Genomic DNA, 18,691 nt, shown 5'->3' on the forward strand with positions numbered 1-18,691 from the left:
GGGCGTGACCCTGGCCGAGGCGGAGGAGCGGGGGGGGGGGGTGCGGGGTGGGCTACGTCCCGGGGGCCGCGGGACAGCGCGCGGGGGGCACAACGGGGGGGCCCCGCCCCCCCGGAGCGGCGTGGCCGACGCTCGGGGCGAGGGTGCCCAGCGTGCCGGTGACCTTGTCGGCACCGGGCAGCTTGGCGGCGGTGTCGGTGACCGCACCGGTCACCGCGGGGTTCGTCACCGCGCCGGTGGGCAGCCCGAGGCCGCCGGGCGCCGGGGCGGCGTCGGCGGAGGCGGTGCCGGCGCCGATCGCCGCGATGGCGATGCCGAGCGCCGCGGTGCCGGCGGCCTTGAGAGCCTGCTTCATGGTTCGTCCCCTTGGGTCCTCGTCGGTGGCCGACGACGCGTACGGCTTCGGCGGACGGGCGACCGCCACCGTGCCTGGTCGGCAATGACTGGCACACCGTAGTGAGCCGGTCGCGCGAGAACCAAAGGGCGTTCACTCACCGGAGTGAGTAGTCGGATGAACGCCAACTTTCCTGCGGGAAAGCGGCGTTCATCCGTCGATCGGGGTCGGACGACCCGGTACGGCTCAGTTGCCGCCGGTGCCCGCGCTGAACAGCCACTCCGCCTTCAGTTCGGCGTAGCCCGGCTTGATCACGTCGTTGATCATCGCCAGTCGCTCGTCGAACGGCAGGAACGCGGACTTCATCGCGTTCACGGTGAACCACTCCATGTCGCCCAGCGTGTAGCCGAAGGCCTCCACCAGGTGGCCGAACTCCCGGCTCATGCTGGTGCCGCTCATCAGGCGGTTGTCGGTGTTCACGGTGACCCGGAACTTCAGCCGGCTGAGCAGGCCGATCGGGTGCTCGGCGTACGAGGTGGCCGCCGCGGTCTGGAGGTTGGAGGTCGGGCACATCTCCAGCGGGATGCGCTTGTCGCGCACGTACGCCGCCAGCCGGCCGAGCTCGACGCTGCCGTCCTCGTTCACCGTGATGTCGTCGACGATCCGCACGCCGTGGCCGAGGCGGTCGGCGCCGCAGCACTGCAGGGCCTCCCAGATCGACGGCAGGCCGAAGGCCTCGCCCGCGTGGATGGTGAAGTGGTTGTTCTCGCCCTTGAGGTAGTCGAAGGCGGCCTGGTGGCGGGTGGGGGGGTAGCCGGCCTCGGCGCCCGCGATGTCGAAGCCGACGACGCCCTGGTCGCGGTGGCGGTTGGCCAGCTCCGCGATCTCCTGCGAGCGGGCGGCGTGCCGCATCGCGGTGATCAGGGTGCCGATGCGGATCCGGTGGCCGGCCGCGCGGGCGTTGGCCTCGCCGAGGCGGAAGCCCTCCTGGACGGCCTCGACGACCTCGTCCAGGGTCAGGCCGCCCTCCAGGTGCTGCTCGGGGGCGTACCGGACCTCGGCGTAGACGACGCCGTCGGCGGCCAGGTCCTCGGCGCAGTCGGCGGCGACCTTGATCAGGGCGTCGCGGGTCTGCATGACGGCGCAGGTGTGCGCGAAGGTCTCCAGGTAGCGGACCAGCGAGCCGGAGTCGGCGGCCTCACGGAACCACTCGCCGAGTTCCTTGACGTCGGTGGTCGGGAGTCCCTGGTAGCCGACGGCGGCGGCCAGCTCGACGACGGTCTCCGGACGCAGCCCGCCGTCCAGGTGGTCGTGCAGCAGGACCTTCGGCGCGCGGCGGATCTGCTCGGCGGTGGGGATGCGCGGGCCGGTGCCCGCGGTGGTGACGGGGATCTGCTTTTCCATTGCGGAAATATAGCCCCTACGCGCGTAGACCCACCACCGGGCACACCACCGGATGGTCCAAACTCCACCCGGAATTCCACCGACCGGTCCATACGATCCGCCAAATCGCCCAACCTCCCGCAACGGCCGCGTCAGTCGTGCTGGAGCAGCCGTCCGCGCCGCGACAGCACGAAGTCCCGGAACGCCTCCGCCGGCGGCGTCAGCGGCCGCCCCGCCGCCCAGGCCAGCCCGACCGCACGCCGGGTGCGCGGCGCCGTCACCTCCAGCTCCACCACTCCGGGCCGCGGCACCAGCGCGGGCGGCAGCAGCGCCACCCCCAGCCCGGCCGCCACCAGCCCGCGCAGCGTCTCCGCCTCCTCCCCCTCGAACGCCAGCCGGGGCACGAACCCCGCCTCCGCACAGAAGCCGTCCGTGATCGCGCGCAGCCCGTACCCCTGCTCCAGCCCGACGAACGGCTCGTCGGCGACCTCCGCCAGCCGGATCCGCCGCCGCCCGGCCAGCCGGTGGTCCGCCGGGACGACCAGGTGCAGGCGCTGCTCGTCCAACGGGCGGGCGGCGAACGCCGGGTCGTCCGGCAGCGGCGCCACCAGGCAGAGGTCCAGCTCACCGGCCCGCAGCCGCTCCAGCATCGCCGCGCCGTAGTCCTGCACCAGCTGGAACCGCACCCGCGGGTGCGCCGCGCGGAAGCCGCGCAGCAGCGCCGGCACCGCGTCCGGCCCCATCGTGTGCAGGAAGCCGAACGCCACCAGCCCCGCCTCCGGGTCCGCCTCCGCCCGGGCCGCCTGCGCACCGCGCTCGACCTCGGCCAGCGCCCGCTCCACCGACCCCAGCAACAGCCGGCCCGCCCTGGTCAGCCGGACGGTGCGGCCCTGACGGGCCAGCAGGTCCACCCCCAGCTCCTCCTCCAGCCGGGCCACCGCGCGCGACAGCGTCGGCTGCGGCACCCCCAGCAGTGCGGCCGCCTGCGTCACGTGCTCCAGCCGGGCCACCGCCGCGAACTGCGCCAGCCTGGGCGCCAGCAGGACGGCCGGCTCGTCCGGCCCCAACTCGGCCGCCCGGTACCGCTGCTCGCCGCCGTCCGCCGGCTCCGGACCGGTCATCCCGCCACCACCTCGACTCATGCGTCAGTGCATCGATCATCCCTGCTTCATGCATTGGACGCATCAACGACACCGGGCCTACGGTCAACGGCATGCAGCCCTCAAGTACCAGGGCGTCCGCGCCCGCCCCGGACGCCCCCACCGCCACCGCATCCACCGCCGGCTTCCCCGCCGCCGGTGTCCACACCGCGGACGACCGCCACCGCCCCGGCCAGCGCGCCTTCCGCCGCGCCAACCTCGCCCTGTTCGCCGCCGGGGTCGCGACCTTCGTCCTGCTCTACTCCACCCAGGGCCTGCTGCCGGTCCTCTCGGCCGACCTCGACCTCACCCCGGGCCAGGCCAGCTGGACGGCCTCCGCCGCCACCCTCGGACTCGCCCTCGGCCTGCTCCCCGCGAGCGCCCTCTCCGACCGGTACGGCCGCACCGCGGTGATGACGGCCTCCACCCTCGCCGCCTCCGCCCTCGCCCTCGCCCTGCCCTTCGCGCCGGACCTCACCACCCTCGTGGTGCTGCGGGTCGTCCAGGGCGCCGCCCTCGCCGGGCTCCCGGCCACCGCCATGGCCTACCTCGCCGAGGAGGTCCACCCGAGCGCCCTGGCCTCCGCGATGGGCCTGTACGTGGCCGGCAACAGCATCGGCGGCATGGGCGGCCGGCTGCTGTCCGGCTGGACCGCCGCCGCCCTCGGCTGGCGCTGGGGCCTGGCCGCCTCCGCCGCCCTCGCCCTGCTCGCCACCCTGGTGTTCCGGCTGCTGATCCCCGCCGCCCGGCACTTCACCCCCGCCCCGGTGGACGCCCGAGCCCTCGTCAGGACCGTCGGACGGCACCTGCGCAACCCGCTGCTGGTGCGGCTGTACGCGCTCGGGATGCTCTTCATGGCCGTGTTCGGCGCGGTCTACAACACCGTCGGCTACCGGCTGATCGGCGCGCCGTTCCACCTGCCGGAGTCGGTCGCCGCCTCGATCTTCGTGGTCTACCTGGTCGGCACCGGCACCTCCGCCGCGGCCGGCCGGCTCTCCGGGCGCCTCGGCCGCCGCGGCGCCCTCTACGTCTCCGTCGGCGTCACCGCGGCCGGCCTGCTGCTCTCCCTCGCCGAGTCCCTGACCTGCGCCCTGCTCGGTCTGGTCCTGATCACCGCGGGCTTCTTCGCCGGGCACGCCACCGCGTCCTCCGCGGTCGGCCGCACCGCCACCGAGGGCCGCGCCCAGGCCTCCGCCCTCTACCTGATCGCCTACTACCTCGGGAACAGCCTCGGCGGCACCCTCGGCGCCGACGCCTACCACGTCACCGGCTGGCCCGGCGCCGCCGCCGTCGGCCTCACCGCCATGGCCCTCGCCGCCGGCGTCACCCTCTACGCCACCCACCGGGCCCACATCGCAGCGCAACGGACGGTCACCGGAATCTGACATCACGTGTCGGGTCCCGTCGATGCCATCCGGACCATGAGCATCGATCCTGCCGTGTACGCCCGGCTGCGCGAGATCGCGGAACAGCTGCCGCAGGTGCCGGGGACAGGGAAGGTCGAGATCGCCGACGGCGAGATCGTCATGACGATCTCGCCGGTGAAACGCCATGAGCTCGCGGTCATCCGCCTGGCCCGGCAGCTCGACGCATTCCGTACTACCTGATCGTCGACCCACGTACGGGCACCGGCATCGTGCACTCGGAGCCCGGCTACGAGTCCCGCGAGAAGTTCGTCTTCGGTGACAAGATCGCCGTCGGTCCCTGGACGATCGACACCAGCGGTCTGCTCACGTACACCTGATCCGGCGTACGTGAGCAGACCTCAGGCCCCTCAGGCGATGCGGTCCAGCACGATCGGGTTCGGGGTGAACTCCGTGCCGGCCGGGGCGACGGTGATGCCGCCGGCCAGGGCCTCGATGGCGTAGTCGTAGCGCTCGGGGGTGTCGGTGTGGAGGGTCAGCAGGGGCTGGCCGGCCACGACGGTGTCACCCGGCTTGGCGTGCATCTCGACGCCGGCGCCGGCCTGGACCGGGTCCTCCTTGCGGGCGCGGCCGGCGCCCAGGCGCCAGGCGCAGACGCCGACGGCGTAGGCGTCGAGCTCGGTGAGCACGCCGGAGGCGGGCGCGGGGATGACGTGCTGCTCGCGGGCGACCGGGAGCGGGGCGTCCACGTCGCCGCCCTGGGCGGCGATCATGCGGCGCCAGTGGTCCATCGCGGAGCCGTCGCGCAGCGCGTCCGCCGGGTCCTTGCCGTGCACGCCGGCCGCGGCGAGCATCTCGCGGGCGAGGGCGAGGGTCAGCTCGACGACGTCGGCCGGGCCGCCGCCGGCGAGGACCTCGACGGACTCGCGGACCTCCAGCGCGTTGCCCGCGGTGAGGCCGAGCGGGGTGGACATGTCGGTGAGCAGGGCGACGGTGTTGACGCCGGCGGTGGTGCCCAGGCCGACCATGGTGCGGGCGAGTTCGCGGGCGTTCTCGATGTTCTTCATGAACGCGCCGGAGCCGACCTTGACGTCGAGGACCAGCGCGCCGGTGCCCTCGGCGATCTTCTTGGACATGATCGAGGAGGCGATCAGCGGGATCGCCTCGACGGTGCCGGTGACGTCGCGCAGCGCGTACAGCTTCTTGTCGGCGGGCGCGAGGCCGTCGCCGGCGGCGCAGATGACCGCGCCGGCGTCGCGCAGCACGTCCATCATCTCCTCGTTGGAGAGCAGGGCGCGCCAGCCGGGGATGGACTCCAGCTTGTCCAGGGTGCCGCCGGTGTGGCCGAGGCCGCGGCCGGAGAGCTGCGGGACGGCGGCACCGCAGGCGGCGACCAGCGGGGCGAGCGGGAGGGTGATCTTGTCACCGACGCCACCGGTGGAGTGCTTGTCGCTGGTGGGCAGCGGCAGCGAGGAGAAGTCCATCCGGACGCCGGAGCGGATCATGGCGTCGGTCCAGCGGCTGATCTCGCGCGACTGCATGCCGTTCAGCAGGATCGCCATGGCCAGCGCCGACATCTGCTCGTCGGCGACCTCGCCGCGGGTGTAGGCGTCGATGACCCAGTCGATCTGAGCGTCGCTCAGCTCTCCGCGGTCGCGCTTGGTCCTGATGACGGAGATGGCGTCCATGCGTGCTCCCAGTGCAGTTGCTAAAGGCGTGGGGTCTGAAGGCGTGGGGTCTAAAAGCGGGAAAAGCGAAGAGTGCCGCGAGATGACCGGGTTCCGGCCCACTCGCGACACTCTACGCGCGTAACAAACAGCGAAGCTAGAGCCGCTCCGGCCCGAACGCGTCGGGCAGGAGCTCGCTCATCGGCTTGACGCCCGAGGCGAGCTCGATCAGCAGGTCGGGCCCGCCGTGCTCGTACAGCAACTGGCGGCAGCGCCCGCACGGCATCAGCAGCTCACCGGTGCCGTCCACACAGGTGAACGCGGTCAGCCGCCCGCCACCGGTGGCGTGCAGCGCGGACACCAGCCCGCACTCGGCGCACAGCCCGAGCCCGTACGAGGCGTTCTCGACGTTGCAGCCGGTGACCACCCGTCCGTCGTCCACCAGCGCGGCCGCACCGACCGGGAACTTGCTGTACGGGGCGTACGCGTGGCCCATCGCCTCGCGCGCGGCCTCGCGCAGCCGCTCCCAGTCGACCGCGGGGGCGGTCACTTGCCCTGGCCCTTGCGGTAGATCTGGCCGTCCGCCTTCGGCATCCGCAGCCGCTGCGAGGCCAGCGAGAGCACCACCAGGGTGATCAGGTACGGCGTGGCCACGATCAGCGGACGCTGGACCTCGTCGGTCAGCGCGTACCAGGCGCCCATGCCGCCGGCCACCACCAGCGAGATCACCGCACCGGTGAACTTGCGGCGGTACAGCTGCCAGAGGGCGAGCAGCGCCATCGCGATGGAGATCACGAGGAGCAGCACGTGCACCGAGCCCGGGTCGCGCAGCTGGAGGCTGTCGGTGAAGCCGAACAGGCCGGCGCCCATGGCGAGACCGCCGGGCATCCAGTTGCCGAAGATCATCGCCGCGAGGCCGATGAAGCCGCGGCCGAGGGTCTGGCCGTCCTTGTAGAAGTGCGCGGCGACCAGCGAGAGGTACGCACCGCCGAGGCCCGCGAAGGCGCCGGAGGCGGTGACCGCGAGGTACTTGTACTTGTAGACGTTGACGCCCAGCGACTCGGCGGCGGTCGGGTTCTCACCGCAGGAGCGCAGCCGCAGGCCGAACACCGTGCGCCAGAGCGCGAAGTAGGTGACCACGATCAGCACGGCCGCCAGGACCACGACCACCGAGATGTTGGTGACCAGGCCGCCGAGCACGCCGGCGAGGTCCGAGACGAAGAACCAGTGGTGGTTCTCGATGCCCTTCAGCCAGGAGGACAGCCCGGGGACGGTGATGTACGGCAGCGGATCCGCCGGCGGGGACTGGTTCGCCCCGGCACCGGCTGAGATGTAGTCCTTGTAGTAGATCCGGTTGACGTACGCGCAGATACCGGGGATCAGCAGGTTGATGCCGACGCCGGAGACGATGTGGTCGACGCCGAAGGTGACGGTGATGACCGCGTGCAGCAGACCGCCGAGCGCGCCGCCGGCCATGCCGGCCAGCAGGCCGACCCACGGGTTGACCAGGTAACCGGCCCAGGCACCGCAGAAGGTGCCGGCGACCATCATGCCTTCGAGGCCGATGTTGACCACACCGGCCCGCTCGGACCAGAGACCGCCGAGACCGGCCATGCCGATCGGCACGGCGGCGCTGAGCGCGGCGGTGACCTGACCGGAGGAGGTCAGCGAGTGGTTGCCGGTGGCCATGCCCACGGCGGAGAACAGGACCAGGGCGCCCGCGATCAGGAGCAGGACCACCGGCCAGGACAGCTTGCGCTTCTTCGCAGGTGCGCCCGGCGCCTTCGGGCGAGCGGCGGTAGCGGTGCTCACGCGGACACCTCCTTCTTCTCAGCGGCCGCGAGCTGGGCGGCGAGCTGCTCGCCGACCTTCTTCTGCTGGCGGGTCAGGCCGTAGCGGCGCACCAGCTCGTACGCGACGACGACGCAGATGACGATGGTGCCCTGCATGACCGAGACGATCTCGGACGGGAAGCCGCCCTGGAGCGGCAGCTGGGCACCGGTGGCGTCCAGGAAGGCGAACAGCAGGGCCGCGAAGGCCATGCCGATCGGGCTGTTCCGGCCCAGCAGGGCGATCGAGATCCCGAGGAAGCCCAGGTTCTGCTGGAAGGTCTGCCCGTAGTAGAACGAGTTCTGCAGCAGCTCCGGCATGCCGATCAGACCGGCGATGCCGCCGGAGACCGCCATCGAGATGATCACCATCTTCTTGACGTTCACACCGGAGGCGGTCGCCGCGGACTCCGAGCGGCCGGTGGCGCGCAGGTCGAAGCCGAAGCGGGTGCGGGTCAGGGTGAACTGGAACAGCACGCCGACCGCGACGGCGACGAAGAGGAAGCCCCAGAGCGGGCCGCCGGCCGTCTCGATCGAGAAGAAGTGGCTGGACTGCGAGATCGGATCGGTCTGGATCGAGTTGCTGGTGCCGCTCACCTTCGGCGCGAAGATGCCCGGGGCCAGCAGCAGACCGACGATCGCGAGCGCGATGGCGTTCAGCATGATGGTCGAGATGACCTCGCTGACGCCGCGGAAGACCTTCAGCAGACCGGCGATGCTCGCGTACAGACCGCCCACCAGCATGGCGGTGACCAGCAGCAGCGGGATCTGGATGATCGCGGGCAGGTCGACCTGGGTGCCGATGTACGCCGCGAACAGCGCCGCGACCTTGTACTGGCCCTCGACGCCGATGTTGAACAGGTTCATCCGGAACCCGAACGCGGCGGCCGCGGCGGCCAGGTAGTACGTGGTGGAGCGGTTCAGGATGGCCACCTGGCCGTCCGACTTGGTGGCGTACGTGATCATCACGTTCCACGCGTCGAACGGGTTCTTGCCCGAGGTCGCCAGCAGGACGGAGCAGATCGCGACGGAGAGCACGACCGCGAGCACCGGCGCCGCCAGTGCGAGCACGATCCGCTCACCGCTGATCCGCTCCGCCAGGCTGCGCTTGGCGGCGGGGTTGGGACTGGTCATGTGGTTACTCCCCCGCCTGCGGGTCGTCGGCGGTGTCGGACGGGCCGGTGTGCTCGGCCTCGGTGCCCTCGGCGGCGAGCGCCTGGGCCTCGGCGAGCGCGTCCGGCTCGGACTCGAGGTGACCGCGGGCGGCACCGGTCATCGCGGTGCCCAGGTCCTCGGCGGTCACGGTGGCCGGGTCGGCGTCCGCGACCAGGCGGCCGCGGTAGATGACCCGGATGGTGTCGGAGAGCCCGATCAGCTCGTCCAGGTCGGCGGAGATCAGCAGGACGGCCAGGCCGGCCCGCTGGGCGACCCGGATGTGCTCCCAGATCTGGGCCTGCGCGCCGACGTCGACACCGCGGGTGGGGTGCGCGGCGATCAGCAGCTTGGGCTGGTGGCTCATCTCGCGGCCGATGATCAGCTTCTGCTGGTTGCCGCCGGAGAGCGAGGCCGCAGTGACCTCGATGCCGGGGGTGCGGACGTCGTACTCCTCGACGATCCGCTGGGTGTCCGTCCGGGCACCGGCCGGGTCGAGCAGGACGCCCTTGGAGTTGGGCACCTCGGTGACGTGGCCGAGGATGCGGTTCTCCCAGAGCGGGGCCTCCAGCAGCAGGCCGTGCTTGTGGCGGTCCTCGGGGATGTAGCCGATGCCGGCCTCGCGGCGGGCCCGGGTCAGGGTGCCGGAGAGGTCGTTGCCGTCCAGGGTCACGGAGCCGCCGTCCAGCGGCAGCATGCCCATGATGGCCTCGACCAGTTCGGCCTGGCCGTTGCCCTCGACGCCGGCGATGCCGAGGATCTCACCCTTGTGGATGCGCAGCGAGATGTCGTCCAGGACGACGCGCTCGATGCCCTCGGCGTCGGTCTTGGCGATCCGCAGGTCCTTGACGTCGAGCATCTCGGTCGTGGTGACCGTGGACTCGCGGCTCTCCGGGGAGGGCAGCTCGGCGCCGACCATCATCTCGGCGAGCTGGCGGGCGGTGACCGCCTTCGGGTCGGCGTCGCCGACCGTGGTGCCGCGCCGGATGACGCTGATCGCGTCCGCGACCGCCAGCACCTCGTGCAGCTTGTGCGAGATGAAGATGACGGTGACACCCTCGGACTTGAGCTCGCGCAGGTTGTCGAACAGTGCGTCGACCTCCTGCGGGACCAGCACGGCCGTGGGCTCGTCGAGGATCAGGATCTTGGCGCCGCGGTACAGCACCTTGAGGATCTCGACGCGCTGGCGCTCGGCGACGCCGAGGTCCTCGACCAGGGCGTCCGGGCGCACGCCCAGGCCGTACTGGTCGGAGATCTCCTTGATCTTCGCCTTCGCCTTGGCGCCGATGCCGTGGATGTGCTCGCCGCCGAGGACGACGTTCTCCAGCACCGTGAGGTAGTCGGCGAGCATGAAGTGCTGGTGCACCATGCCGATGCCGCGGGAGATGGCGTCGCCGGGGGTGCTGAACTCGCACAGCTCGCCGTTGATCGCGATGGTGCCCTCGTCCGGCTTCTGCATGCCGTAGAGGATCTTCATCAGCGTCGACTTGCCGGCACCGTTCTCGCCCATCAGGGCGTGCACGGTGCCCGTGCGGACGGTGAGGTTGATGTCGTGGTTGGCCACGACACCGGGGAAGCGCTTGGTGATGCCGCGCAGCTCGACGGCCGTTGTCGCCGTCCCCGCGCTGGGGGTGCCGTCCTTGCGCAGGGGGACGGGATCGGATGCGGTGATGGCGATCTCCTGGTGGTCTGGAGGCGCGTCGTTGCGCTGGGAGGGCCAAGGTGGGGAAACGTGGGGACGGGACGGGGCCCGGGGGTGCGCGTTGAGCGCACCCTTCCGGGCCCCTCCCGTGCCTGTGTCGATCATCGCTCTGCCGGGCAGGCGGCAGGCGTTGTCACGTCCGGGACGCGCGGACCTTACTGGGTCGGCGCGGTCGGGATGGTGGTGGCGCCGCTCTTGATGGCGTCGGCGGCGGCCTTCAGCTGCGGCTGGATGTCGTCGATCTTGCCACCGGTGGTGGCGAGCGAGACGCCGTCGGCCTTCAGGTCGAAGAGCTTGACGCCGGTGAAGGCGTTGCCCTTCTTGACCGAGTCGATGTACGCGAAGACCGCGTTGTCGACGTTCTTGACCATCGAGGTCATGATGCTGTTCTTGTACTTCGCCAGGGCCGGCTGGCTGGCCTGGTCGGAGTCGACACCGATGGCCAGCGCGCCCTGCTTGTTGGCGACGGCCTCGATGGCACCGTTGCCGGAGGAGCCGGCGGCGGTGTAGATGATGTCCGCGCCCTTGTCGAGCTGGCCCTGCGCGGCTTCCTTGCCCTTGTCGGGCGAGTTGAAGCCGGTGAAGTCCGGCGGGGTGGTCAGGTAGGTGGTCTCGACGACGATGTTCGGGTCGACGGACTTCACACCCGCCTTGTAACCGGCCTCGAACTTCTTGATCAGCTCGGACTGCACACCGCCGATGAAGCCGACGTGCTTGGCCTTCGACTTGTTCGCAGCGGCGACACCGGCCAGGTACGAACCCTCCTGCTCGGCGAAGAGCAGCGAGGTGACGTTGGACGGCTGGTCCTTGTCGTTCGAGTCGATGATCGCGAACTTGACGTTCGGGTTGTCCTTGGCGATCTTGTTGACCGCCGGCTGGTACACGAAGCCGACCGCGATGATGGTCTTGTAGCCGGCGTCGACCAGGTTCTTGAGGCGGGTCTCCTTGTCGGCCTCGGCCTCGCCGGACTTGGCCTCGGCCTCGGTCACGGAGGCGCCCAGCTCGGCCTTGGCCTTGTCGAGACCGCGCGCGGCGGAGTCGTTGAACGACTGGTCGCCGCGGCCACCGATGTCGTAGGCCATGCCGACCTTGAGCGAACCGTCGCCCGAGGCGGAGGAGGAGGTGCTGTCGGTGCTCTTTGCGCCGCAAGCGGCGAGCGAGGCCATGCCCAGGGAACCCGAGAGCACAACCGCGGCGAGCTTCATTGAACGGCGCAAGGGAGTTTCTCCTTCTGACACGCAACCGTTTGGCGTGGTCGGACGCCACCGTAACGCGCGTAGAACACGGTTGTGTTACGGGGTGCCAGAGCATTCGGGTTGTTATCAAACCGTGGTCTGACACCCGTCCCGAGGCTCTTTCCCCCCACACGGACGGTGGTACGAGGTTGGTTCGGCCCAGTTTACGGAACCGCCACCCGAACCCCGGATCCCGACGATCGCCCACGGCCGGCCACCCGGCCCGCGGGCTGCGCCCTCAGTCGCCGTCCGCCCCCAGGGCCAGCGCCGCGAAGAGCTCGGCACCGATGCCGATCGCCCGCTCGTCCACGTCGAACCGCCCCTGGTGCAGGTCGCGGACGGCGGTGTCACCGGGAGCGCGGACGCCCAGCCGGGCCAGCGCGCCCGGGGCGTGCTCCAGGTACCAGGAGAAGTCCTCGCCGCCGAGGCTCTGCTCGGTGCCCTCCACCACCTGCCGGCCGTCCCGGCCGAACCGGGCGTTCATGACCTCGTCCAGCAGCGTGACCGAGACCGCCTCGTTGACCACCGGCGGCACCCCGCGGTGGTAGTCCAGCGTCCACTTGGCCCGGTAGGTCTCGGCGAGCTTGGCGATCAGCTCGTGCAGCAGGTCCGGCGCCTCGCGCCAGCCGTCCAGCTCCAGGCAGCGGACGGTGCCCTCCAGCTCGGCGTGCTGCGGGATGACGTTGGGCGCGGAGCCGGCGGCGATCCGCCCCCAGACCAGGCTGACGCCCCAGCGCGGGTCCATCCGGCGGGCCAGCGCGCCGGGCAGGTCGGCGGCCATCCTGGCCACCGCGGTCACCAGGTCGGTGGTCAGGTGCGGACGGGCGGTGTGCCCCCCGGGGCCGTCCAGGTGCAGCACCAGGCGGTCGCAGGCCGAGGTGATCGCCCCGGTGCGCAGGGCGATCCGGCCGACCTCCACCTTCGGGTCGCAGTGCACCGCGAAGATCCGGCCGACGCCGTCCATCCCGCCGGCCTTGATCACGTCCAGCGCACCGCCCGGCATGACCTCCTCGGCCGGCTGGAAGACCAGCCGGACCGGACGGCGCAGCTCGCCGGTGCGGGCGGCCTCGGCCAGCACCAGACCGGTGCCGAGCACCACCGAGGTGTGCACGTCGTGACCGCAGGCGTGGGCCCGGCCGGGGACGGTCGAGCGGTACGGCACGTCGGTCTTGGCGTCGTCGATCGGCAGCGCGTCGATGTCGGCGCGGAAGGCCAGGAACTCGGCGCCCGGGGCGGTGCCGGCCGGGACGATGTCGACGAGCAGTCCGGTGCCGCCGGGCAGCACCCGGGGTTCGAGGCCGGCCGCCACCAGCCGGTCGCGCAGCAACCCGGTGGTGCGGAACTCCTGGCGGCCCAGCTCCGGATGCCGGTGCAGGTCACGGCGGAAGGCGATCAGCTCGGGCTCCAGCGCCTCGACCCGGTCGCGCAGTTCGACGGAGGGGCGTGCGGCCGCGAGAGTGGCGCCCGGCTGAGCGGGCTCAGGACGGTTCATCTCCCCAATCGTAGGCCTGTTGGGGGGATTTGGCCCGACTTTCGGAAAATTAGTCCCCGGATGGGCGCATACCGGCCGGACAGGTGGGTATGACATCTCGTTTCAGCCGCCTTCCCCGGGTTGCTTGCCCTGTGCAACGATCCCCCGCGCCGGCGGTCACGGTCGTCACTTCGCCGACGGCACCGGGATGTTGACGGCCGTTCAGCCGATGCTCAGAAGCGCTCCACCGGAGCGTACGTCCCCCACACCTCCCTGAGCGCGTCGCACACCTCGCCCACCGTGGCCCGGGCGGCCAGCGCCTCCTTCATCGGGTACAGCACGTTCCCCGGACCCGCGGCAGTGCGGCGCAACCCGTCCAGCGCCCGGGTGACGGCGCCGGACGAGCGCTCGGACCGCAGCCGGGCCAGCCGCCCGGTCTGCTGCCGTTCGAGGGCCGGGTCCACCCGCAGCGGCTGGTAGGGCTCCTCCGTGTCCGACCGGAAGCGGTTGACGCCGACCACGGTCCGCTCGCCGGAGTCGGTCTCCTGCTGGAGGCGGTAGGCAGTGCGCTCGATCTCGCCCTTCTGGAAGCCCTGTTCGATCGCGGCCACCGCGCCGCCCCGGTCCTCGATCCGGGCCATCAGCGCCGACGCGGCGGCCTCCACGTCGTCGGTGAGCGACTCGACGGCGTACGACCCGGCGAACGGGTCGACGGTGGCGGTCAGGTCGGTCTCGTGGGCGAGCACCTGCTGGGTGCGCAGGGCGAGCCGGGCCGCCTTCTCGGTGGGCAGCGCGATCGCCTCGTCGTAGCCGTTCGTGTGCAGCGACTGGGTGCCGCCGAACACCGCGGCGAGCGCCTGCACCGTGACCCGGGCCAGGTTGACCTCGGGCTGCTGGGCCGTGAGCTGCACCCCCGCGGTCTGGGTGTGGAAGCGCAGCATCTGCGAGCGCGGATCCCGCGCACCGAAGTCGTCACGCATGATTCTGGCCCAAATCCTGCGCGCGGCACGGAATTTGGCGACTTCCTCCAGAAGGGTCGTCCGGGCCACGAAGAAGAACGAGAGCCGGGGTGCGAAGTCGTCCACGGCCATCCCGGCGGCGATCGCGGTGCGGACGTAGGCGATGCCGTTGGCCAGGGTGAAGGCGATCTCCTGCGCGGGACCGGCCCCGGCCTCGGCCATGTGGTAGCCGGAGATGGAGATGGTGTTCCAGCGCGGGACCTCGGCCCGGCAGTACCGGAACAGGTCGGCGACCAGCCGCAGCGAGGGCTGCGGCGGGAAGATGTAGGTGCCGCGGGCGATGTACTCCTTCAGGACGTCGTTCTGGACGGTGCCGGTGAGCGCCGTCGACGCCACGCCCTGGGCCTCCCCGACCAGTTGGTAGAGGAGCAGGAGCAGGGCGGCGGGCGCGTTGATGGTCATCGAGGTGGACACCTCGCCGAGCGGGATGCCGTCGAGGAGCACCGCCATGTCCTCGACGCTGTCCACCGCCACGCCCACCTTGCCGACCTCCCCGGCCGCGAGCGGGGCGTCCGAGTCGTAGCCCATCTGGGTGGGCAGGTCGAAGGCGACCGACAGGCCGGTGCCGCCGCCGGCGATCAGCTGCCGGTAGCGGGCGTTGGACTCGGCGGCGGTGCCGAAGCCCGCGTACTGGCGCATCGTCCAGGGCCGCCCGGTGTACATGGTCGGGTACACCCCCCGGGTGTAGGGGTACTCCCCCGGCCGGCCCAGGCGGGTCGCCGGGTCCCAGCCGGCCAGCGCCCCGGGGCCGTACAGCGGCTCGATCGGGAGGCCCGACTCGGAGAGCCGGGCCCGTTCCGGGGGGCAGCCCGGCTCTGCGCGGCGCGGATCGGCTGGCATGGGTCCCTCCGGAGGTCGGCCGGCACTGGTCCTCGCAATGTAGGACGCGACCGGTCGGCCGGGGCTCCGACGCGGTTGAGATGATCGGGTGAACGACCGATGAGCCCCCAGGGAGTGGCAATGACCGAGCAGAAGGTGGCCGTGGTCACCGGTGCCAGCAGCGGAATCGGCGCGGCGACCGCCCGCCGGCTTTCCGCCGAGGGCTACGACGTGGTGCTGACCGCCCGCCGCGCCGACCGGATCGAGGCGCTGGCCAAGGAGGTCGGCGGCCGGGCGTACCCGCTGGACGTCACCGACCGGGCCGCCGTGGACGCCTTCGCGGCCGAGGTCGGCCGGGTGGACGTCCTGGTGAACAACGCCGGCGGCGCGATCGGCGCCGAGACCGTCGAGCACGGCGACCCGGCCGACTGGCGCGCCATGTACGAGGTGAACGTGCTCGGCGTGCTGCACATGACGCAGGCGCTGCTGCCCGCTCTGCGGGCCACCGGCGACGGCACGGTCCTGGTGCTCTCCTCGACCGCCGCCCTGACCGCGTACGAGGGCGGCGGCGGGTACGTCGCCGCCAAGCACGCCGCGCACACCATCGCGGCCACGCTGCGGCTGGAGCTGTGCGGGGAGCCGATCCGGGTGATCGAGATCGCGCCCGGGATGGTGAAGTCCGAGGGCTTCGCGATCACCCGCTTCCGCGGCGACGAGGAGAAGGCCGCCGCCGTGTACGCGGGCGTGGCCGAGCCGCTGACCTCGGAGGACGTCGCGGACACCGTGGCCTGGGCGGTCACCAGGCCCCCGCACGTGAACATCGACCTGCTGGTGGTCCGCCCTCGGGCGCAGGCCGCCAACCACAAGGTCCACCGGGGCTGAGCCCCGGCGCGGGCGGCCCGGGGGCCAAGATCGAACACGTCACCACCCAGTGGTACACACGTGCGATGAGAACCTTCCGGGCCGCCCGCCCACGATTCCTGCTGACCGCCGTGGCGGCGGGCACCCTCCTCCTCACCACGGCCTGCGACGACACCGCCAAGCCTGCCGGGGACCGGGCCGCCGGCACCTCCGCACCCGCGAACCCCGCGGCCACCCCGGCCGCGACGGCCGGCACCTCCGCACCCGTCGGCCAGGCCGACCCGGCCCTCAAGCCCTTCTACGGCCAGCAGATCACCTGGGCGGACTGCCCGGCCGACCCCCAGGCCGAGAAGGCCAGGATCGACATCAGCGGCATGAAGTGCGGTCGGCTGCACGTCCCGCTCGACTACGCCCACCCCGCCGCCGATGCGATCGACCTCGCCCTGATCAAGTACCCGGCCGCCAAGCCGGACCAGCGGATCGGCTCGCTGATGGTCAACCCGGGCGGCCCGGGCGGCTCCGGCGTCGAGATGGTCAAGTACGGCGCCAAGGACTTCACCGGAACCCTGCACAACCGCTTCGACGTGGTCGGCTTCGACCCCCGCGGCACCGGCGACAGCGCCCCGGTCGTCTGCTACGACGACAAGCAGCACGACGCCGCCGAGCAGCAGGACGACCCGCTGGACCCGGCCGAGCGCAAGGCCGCGCACATCAAGCAGTCCACCGACCACGCCGCCGCCTGCCAGGCCAAGTCCGGCAGGCTGCTGCCCTTCGTCGGCACCCGCAACACCGCCCGCGACCTGGACGTGCTGCGCGCCGTCGTCGGCGACGAGAAGCTCAACTACCTGGGCATCTCCTACGGCACCTACCTCGGCGCGCTCTACGCCGAGGAGTTCCCGCGCAACACCGGCCGGCTCGTCCTCGACGGGGCCGTCGACCCCGCCCAGGACACCCTGGACCACGGCGTCGACCAGCAGGTCGGCTTCGAGAAGTCCTTCGAGCGCTTCGCCGCCGACTGCGTCGGGAACCACCCCGAGGACTGCCCGCTCGGCAAGGACAAGGACGCGGCCGCCAAGAAGGCCGCCGACTTCCTGGACGGCCTGCACGACAGCCCGCTCGGCACCAAGGACGGCCGCAAGCTCGGCCGTGACCTGGCCTGGACCGGCACCATCCAGATGCTCTACGGCGACGAGAAGACCTCCTGGAAGTACCTGCGGGCCGGGCTCGGCATGGCGATGACGATGAAGCGCGGCGACCTCCTGCTCGCCTTCGCCGACGAGTACAACGGCCGCGACGAGAACGGCCACTACAGCCCGATGGAGGAGTCCAACGGCGCGATCAGCTGCGCCGACGCCGCCCGACCCGCGCCCACGCCCGAACACGCCAAGGCCGCGGTGGACCGACTGCTCGCCGAGGCGCCGCTGCTGTCCAAGGGCGTCACGGTGGACGACTACAGCGAGCCCGGCTGCGCCTACTGGCCGTTCAAGACGCAGGAGAAGCCGCACACCGTCCGGGCCGAGGGCAGCGCCCCGATCCTGGTGGTCGGCTCCACCGGCGACCCGGCCACCCCGTACGCCTCGGCCGAGTCCCTGGCCAAGGGCTTCGCCAGCGCCACCCTGCTCACCCGGGTCGGCGAGGGCCACGGCGCCTTCGGCAAGGGCAACACCTGCATCGACCGGGCCCTGGAGGCCTACCTGACCGAGGGCACCATGCCGGCCCCGGGCACCCGCTGCACCTGAGGCGGCCACGCCGTCGGGCGGCGGCGGGCGGCGCCCGACGGACGGCAGGGGGACATGACGAGGGCGATGACACGAAGGTGTCAACGTCACAACTTGATAGCTCGTCCGGATGAATTCGGCGTGCGCCCTCCCCAACTGATGACGGCTCAACTACCTTGGAGACACTGCCCGACCGGCACCGAGCGCCGCTCCGCAGCCCCATACTTCACCTGCCCCACCACCCCACCTTCACCGGCACCTTCCCGCCCTCACGAGGAGGACCCGCTGGCCAGCGACATCCCGTCACAGCGGCTCGACGTCAGAACAGAGCCGACCCTCCTCGGGTTGCACCGCTTCAACGAGGCCGACGCCGGCGCCGCCGAGGAGGCCCTGCTGGCCTGCTGCGGCAGCCACCGCTGGGCCCTGCGGCTCACCGCGCACCGGCCCTACCCCGACATAGAGTCCCTGCTGGCCGCCGCCAGCGAGGCCTCCTACGACCTCCGCCCGGCCGACCTCGCCGAGGCCCTGGCCGACGAGAGCTGGATGCCGCAGCCGCTGCTCGGCATGCGGGCCCCCGGCAGCCAGGCCGCGCACACCGCCCTGCGGGCGGCGCACGCCGCGTACGAGGCCCGGTTCGGCCACGTCTTCGTGGTCTGCCTGGAGCGCGTCGCCCCGGAGGAGATGCTCGACACCGTGCTCTCCTCCATCCGCACCCGCCTGGCCAACGACCCGGACGAGGAGCGGCTGATCGCGGCGGACGAACTCCGCCGGATCGCCCTCACCCGCCTGGAGCACCTGGTCGCCACCCATTCGGAGGCCGGAGCGCGCTGAACCGGCCCCCGCGTGCCCCTCATCCGTGCGGGCGATCCACCCGTACGGATGAATCCGGACCCCGGGGGGGGGCCCCCCCCCCGGGGGGGGGGGGGCCCGCCCCCGCCCCCCCCCGGGCGGGGGGGGCGGCCGGCGGCCCGCCCCACCGCCCCCCCCGAGCGGGGTGA

At 72.0% G+C, this 18,691-nt stretch carries 16 protein-coding genes; 5 read left to right on the forward strand and 11 right to left on the reverse strand.

Annotation, left to right across the window (positions count from 1 at the left end; translation table 11 throughout):
- Positions 1-52: 52 nt before the first annotated feature.
- The 3 genes from ACFV0O_RS37230 to ACFV0O_RS37240 all read right to left on the reverse strand — a co-directional run bounded on the left by ACFV0O_RS37230 (position 53) and on the right by ACFV0O_RS37240 (position 2,838).
- Entirely contained in the window at positions 53-355 is a 303-nt protein-coding gene (locus tag ACFV0O_RS37230; RefSeq protein WP_380348641.1) for an ATP-binding protein, read from the reverse strand.
- Between the two features lie 225 nt (positions 356-580).
- A complete protein-coding gene (locus ACFV0O_RS37235) occupies positions 581-1,738 on the reverse strand; it encodes an adenosine deaminase (RefSeq protein WP_360254825.1) in 1,158 nt (385 codons plus the stop codon).
- Between the two features lie 131 nt (positions 1,739-1,869).
- Positions 1,870-2,838, reverse strand: coding sequence for a LysR family transcriptional regulator (locus ACFV0O_RS37240; RefSeq protein ID WP_360254823.1), 969 nt, complete (start codon positions 2,836-2,838; stop codon positions 1,870-1,872).
- Positions 2,839-2,930: 92 nt separating this feature from the next.
- On the opposite strand from ACFV0O_RS37240, the gene ACFV0O_RS37245 reads away from it, so the two are divergent.
- Positions 2,931-4,241, forward strand: coding sequence for an MFS transporter (locus tag ACFV0O_RS37245; protein ID WP_380348643.1), 1,311 nt, complete (start codon positions 2,931-2,933; stop codon positions 4,239-4,241).
- A 36-nt stretch (positions 4,242-4,277) separates the two neighbouring features.
- Positions 4,278-4,463, forward strand: coding sequence for a hypothetical protein (locus tag ACFV0O_RS37250; protein ID WP_380348645.1), 186 nt, complete (start codon positions 4,278-4,280; stop codon positions 4,461-4,463).
- A gap of 167 nt (positions 4,464-4,630) precedes the next feature.
- Here ACFV0O_RS37250 and ACFV0O_RS37255 read toward each other — a convergent pair whose 3' ends face one another.
- From ACFV0O_RS37255 to ACFV0O_RS37290, 8 genes are all read right to left on the reverse strand, one after another.
- Entirely contained in the window at positions 4,631-5,908 is a 1,278-nt protein-coding gene (locus tag ACFV0O_RS37255) for a thymidine phosphorylase (RefSeq protein WP_380348646.1), read from the reverse strand.
- A gap of 136 nt (positions 5,909-6,044) precedes the next feature.
- A complete protein-coding gene (locus tag ACFV0O_RS37260; protein ID WP_380348647.1) occupies positions 6,045-6,437 on the reverse strand; it encodes a cytidine deaminase in 393 nt (130 codons plus the stop codon).
- On the reverse strand, positions 6,434-7,699 hold the full coding sequence (locus ACFV0O_RS37265) for an ABC transporter permease (protein ID WP_380348649.1): 1,266 nt from the start codon (positions 7,697-7,699) through the stop codon (positions 6,434-6,436). The genes ACFV0O_RS37260 and ACFV0O_RS37265 overlap by 4 nt, the downstream gene beginning before the upstream one ends.
- Positions 7,696-8,850, reverse strand: coding sequence for an ABC transporter permease (locus tag ACFV0O_RS37270; RefSeq protein ID WP_380348651.1), 1,155 nt, complete (start codon positions 8,848-8,850; stop codon positions 7,696-7,698). The genes ACFV0O_RS37265 and ACFV0O_RS37270 overlap by 4 nt, the downstream gene beginning before the upstream one ends.
- 4 nt (positions 8,851-8,854) lie before the next feature.
- Positions 8,855-10,675 (reverse strand): ABC transporter ATP-binding protein, encoded by a 1,821-nt coding sequence (locus tag ACFV0O_RS37275; RefSeq protein ID WP_380348652.1) that lies wholly within the window; start codon positions 10,673-10,675, stop codon positions 8,855-8,857.
- Positions 10,676-10,725: 50 nt separating this feature from the next.
- A complete protein-coding gene (locus ACFV0O_RS37280) occupies positions 10,726-11,787 on the reverse strand; it encodes a BMP family protein (RefSeq protein WP_380348654.1) in 1,062 nt (353 codons plus the stop codon).
- A gap of 256 nt (positions 11,788-12,043) precedes the next feature.
- Positions 12,044-13,297, reverse strand: coding sequence for an amidohydrolase (locus ACFV0O_RS37285; protein WP_380348656.1), 1,254 nt, complete (start codon positions 13,295-13,297; stop codon positions 12,044-12,046).
- Positions 13,298-13,509: 212 nt separating this feature from the next.
- Positions 13,510-15,135 (reverse strand): methylmalonyl-CoA mutase, encoded by a 1,626-nt coding sequence (locus ACFV0O_RS37290; RefSeq protein WP_380348657.1) that lies wholly within the window; start codon positions 15,133-15,135, stop codon positions 13,510-13,512.
- A 120-nt stretch (positions 15,136-15,255) separates the two neighbouring features.
- Here ACFV0O_RS37290 and ACFV0O_RS37295 point away from each other — a divergent pair, with 120 nt between their 5' ends.
- The 3 genes from ACFV0O_RS37295 to ACFV0O_RS37305 all read left to right on the forward strand — a co-directional run bounded on the left by ACFV0O_RS37295 (position 15,256) and on the right by ACFV0O_RS37305 (position 18,524).
- On the forward strand, positions 15,256-15,996 hold the full coding sequence (locus ACFV0O_RS37295) for an SDR family oxidoreductase (RefSeq protein ID WP_380348659.1): 741 nt from the start codon (positions 15,256-15,258) through the stop codon (positions 15,994-15,996).
- Positions 15,997-16,061: 65 nt separating this feature from the next.
- On the forward strand, positions 16,062-17,714 hold the full coding sequence (locus tag ACFV0O_RS37300) for an alpha/beta hydrolase (protein ID WP_380348660.1): 1,653 nt from the start codon (positions 16,062-16,064) through the stop codon (positions 17,712-17,714).
- Positions 17,715-18,038: 324 nt separating this feature from the next.
- Positions 18,039-18,524 carry a 2-oxo-4-hydroxy-4-carboxy-5-ureidoimidazoline decarboxylase gene (locus ACFV0O_RS37305; protein WP_350519987.1) on the forward strand — a complete coding sequence of 162 codons (486 nt, stop codon included), beginning with the start codon at positions 18,039-18,041 and terminating at the stop codon, positions 18,522-18,524.
- Positions 18,525-18,691 lie beyond the last annotated feature (167 nt).

The organism is Kitasatospora sp. NPDC059577 (assembly GCF_042735475.1).
Lineage (GTDB): Bacteria > Actinomycetota > Actinomycetes > Streptomycetales > Streptomycetaceae > Kitasatospora.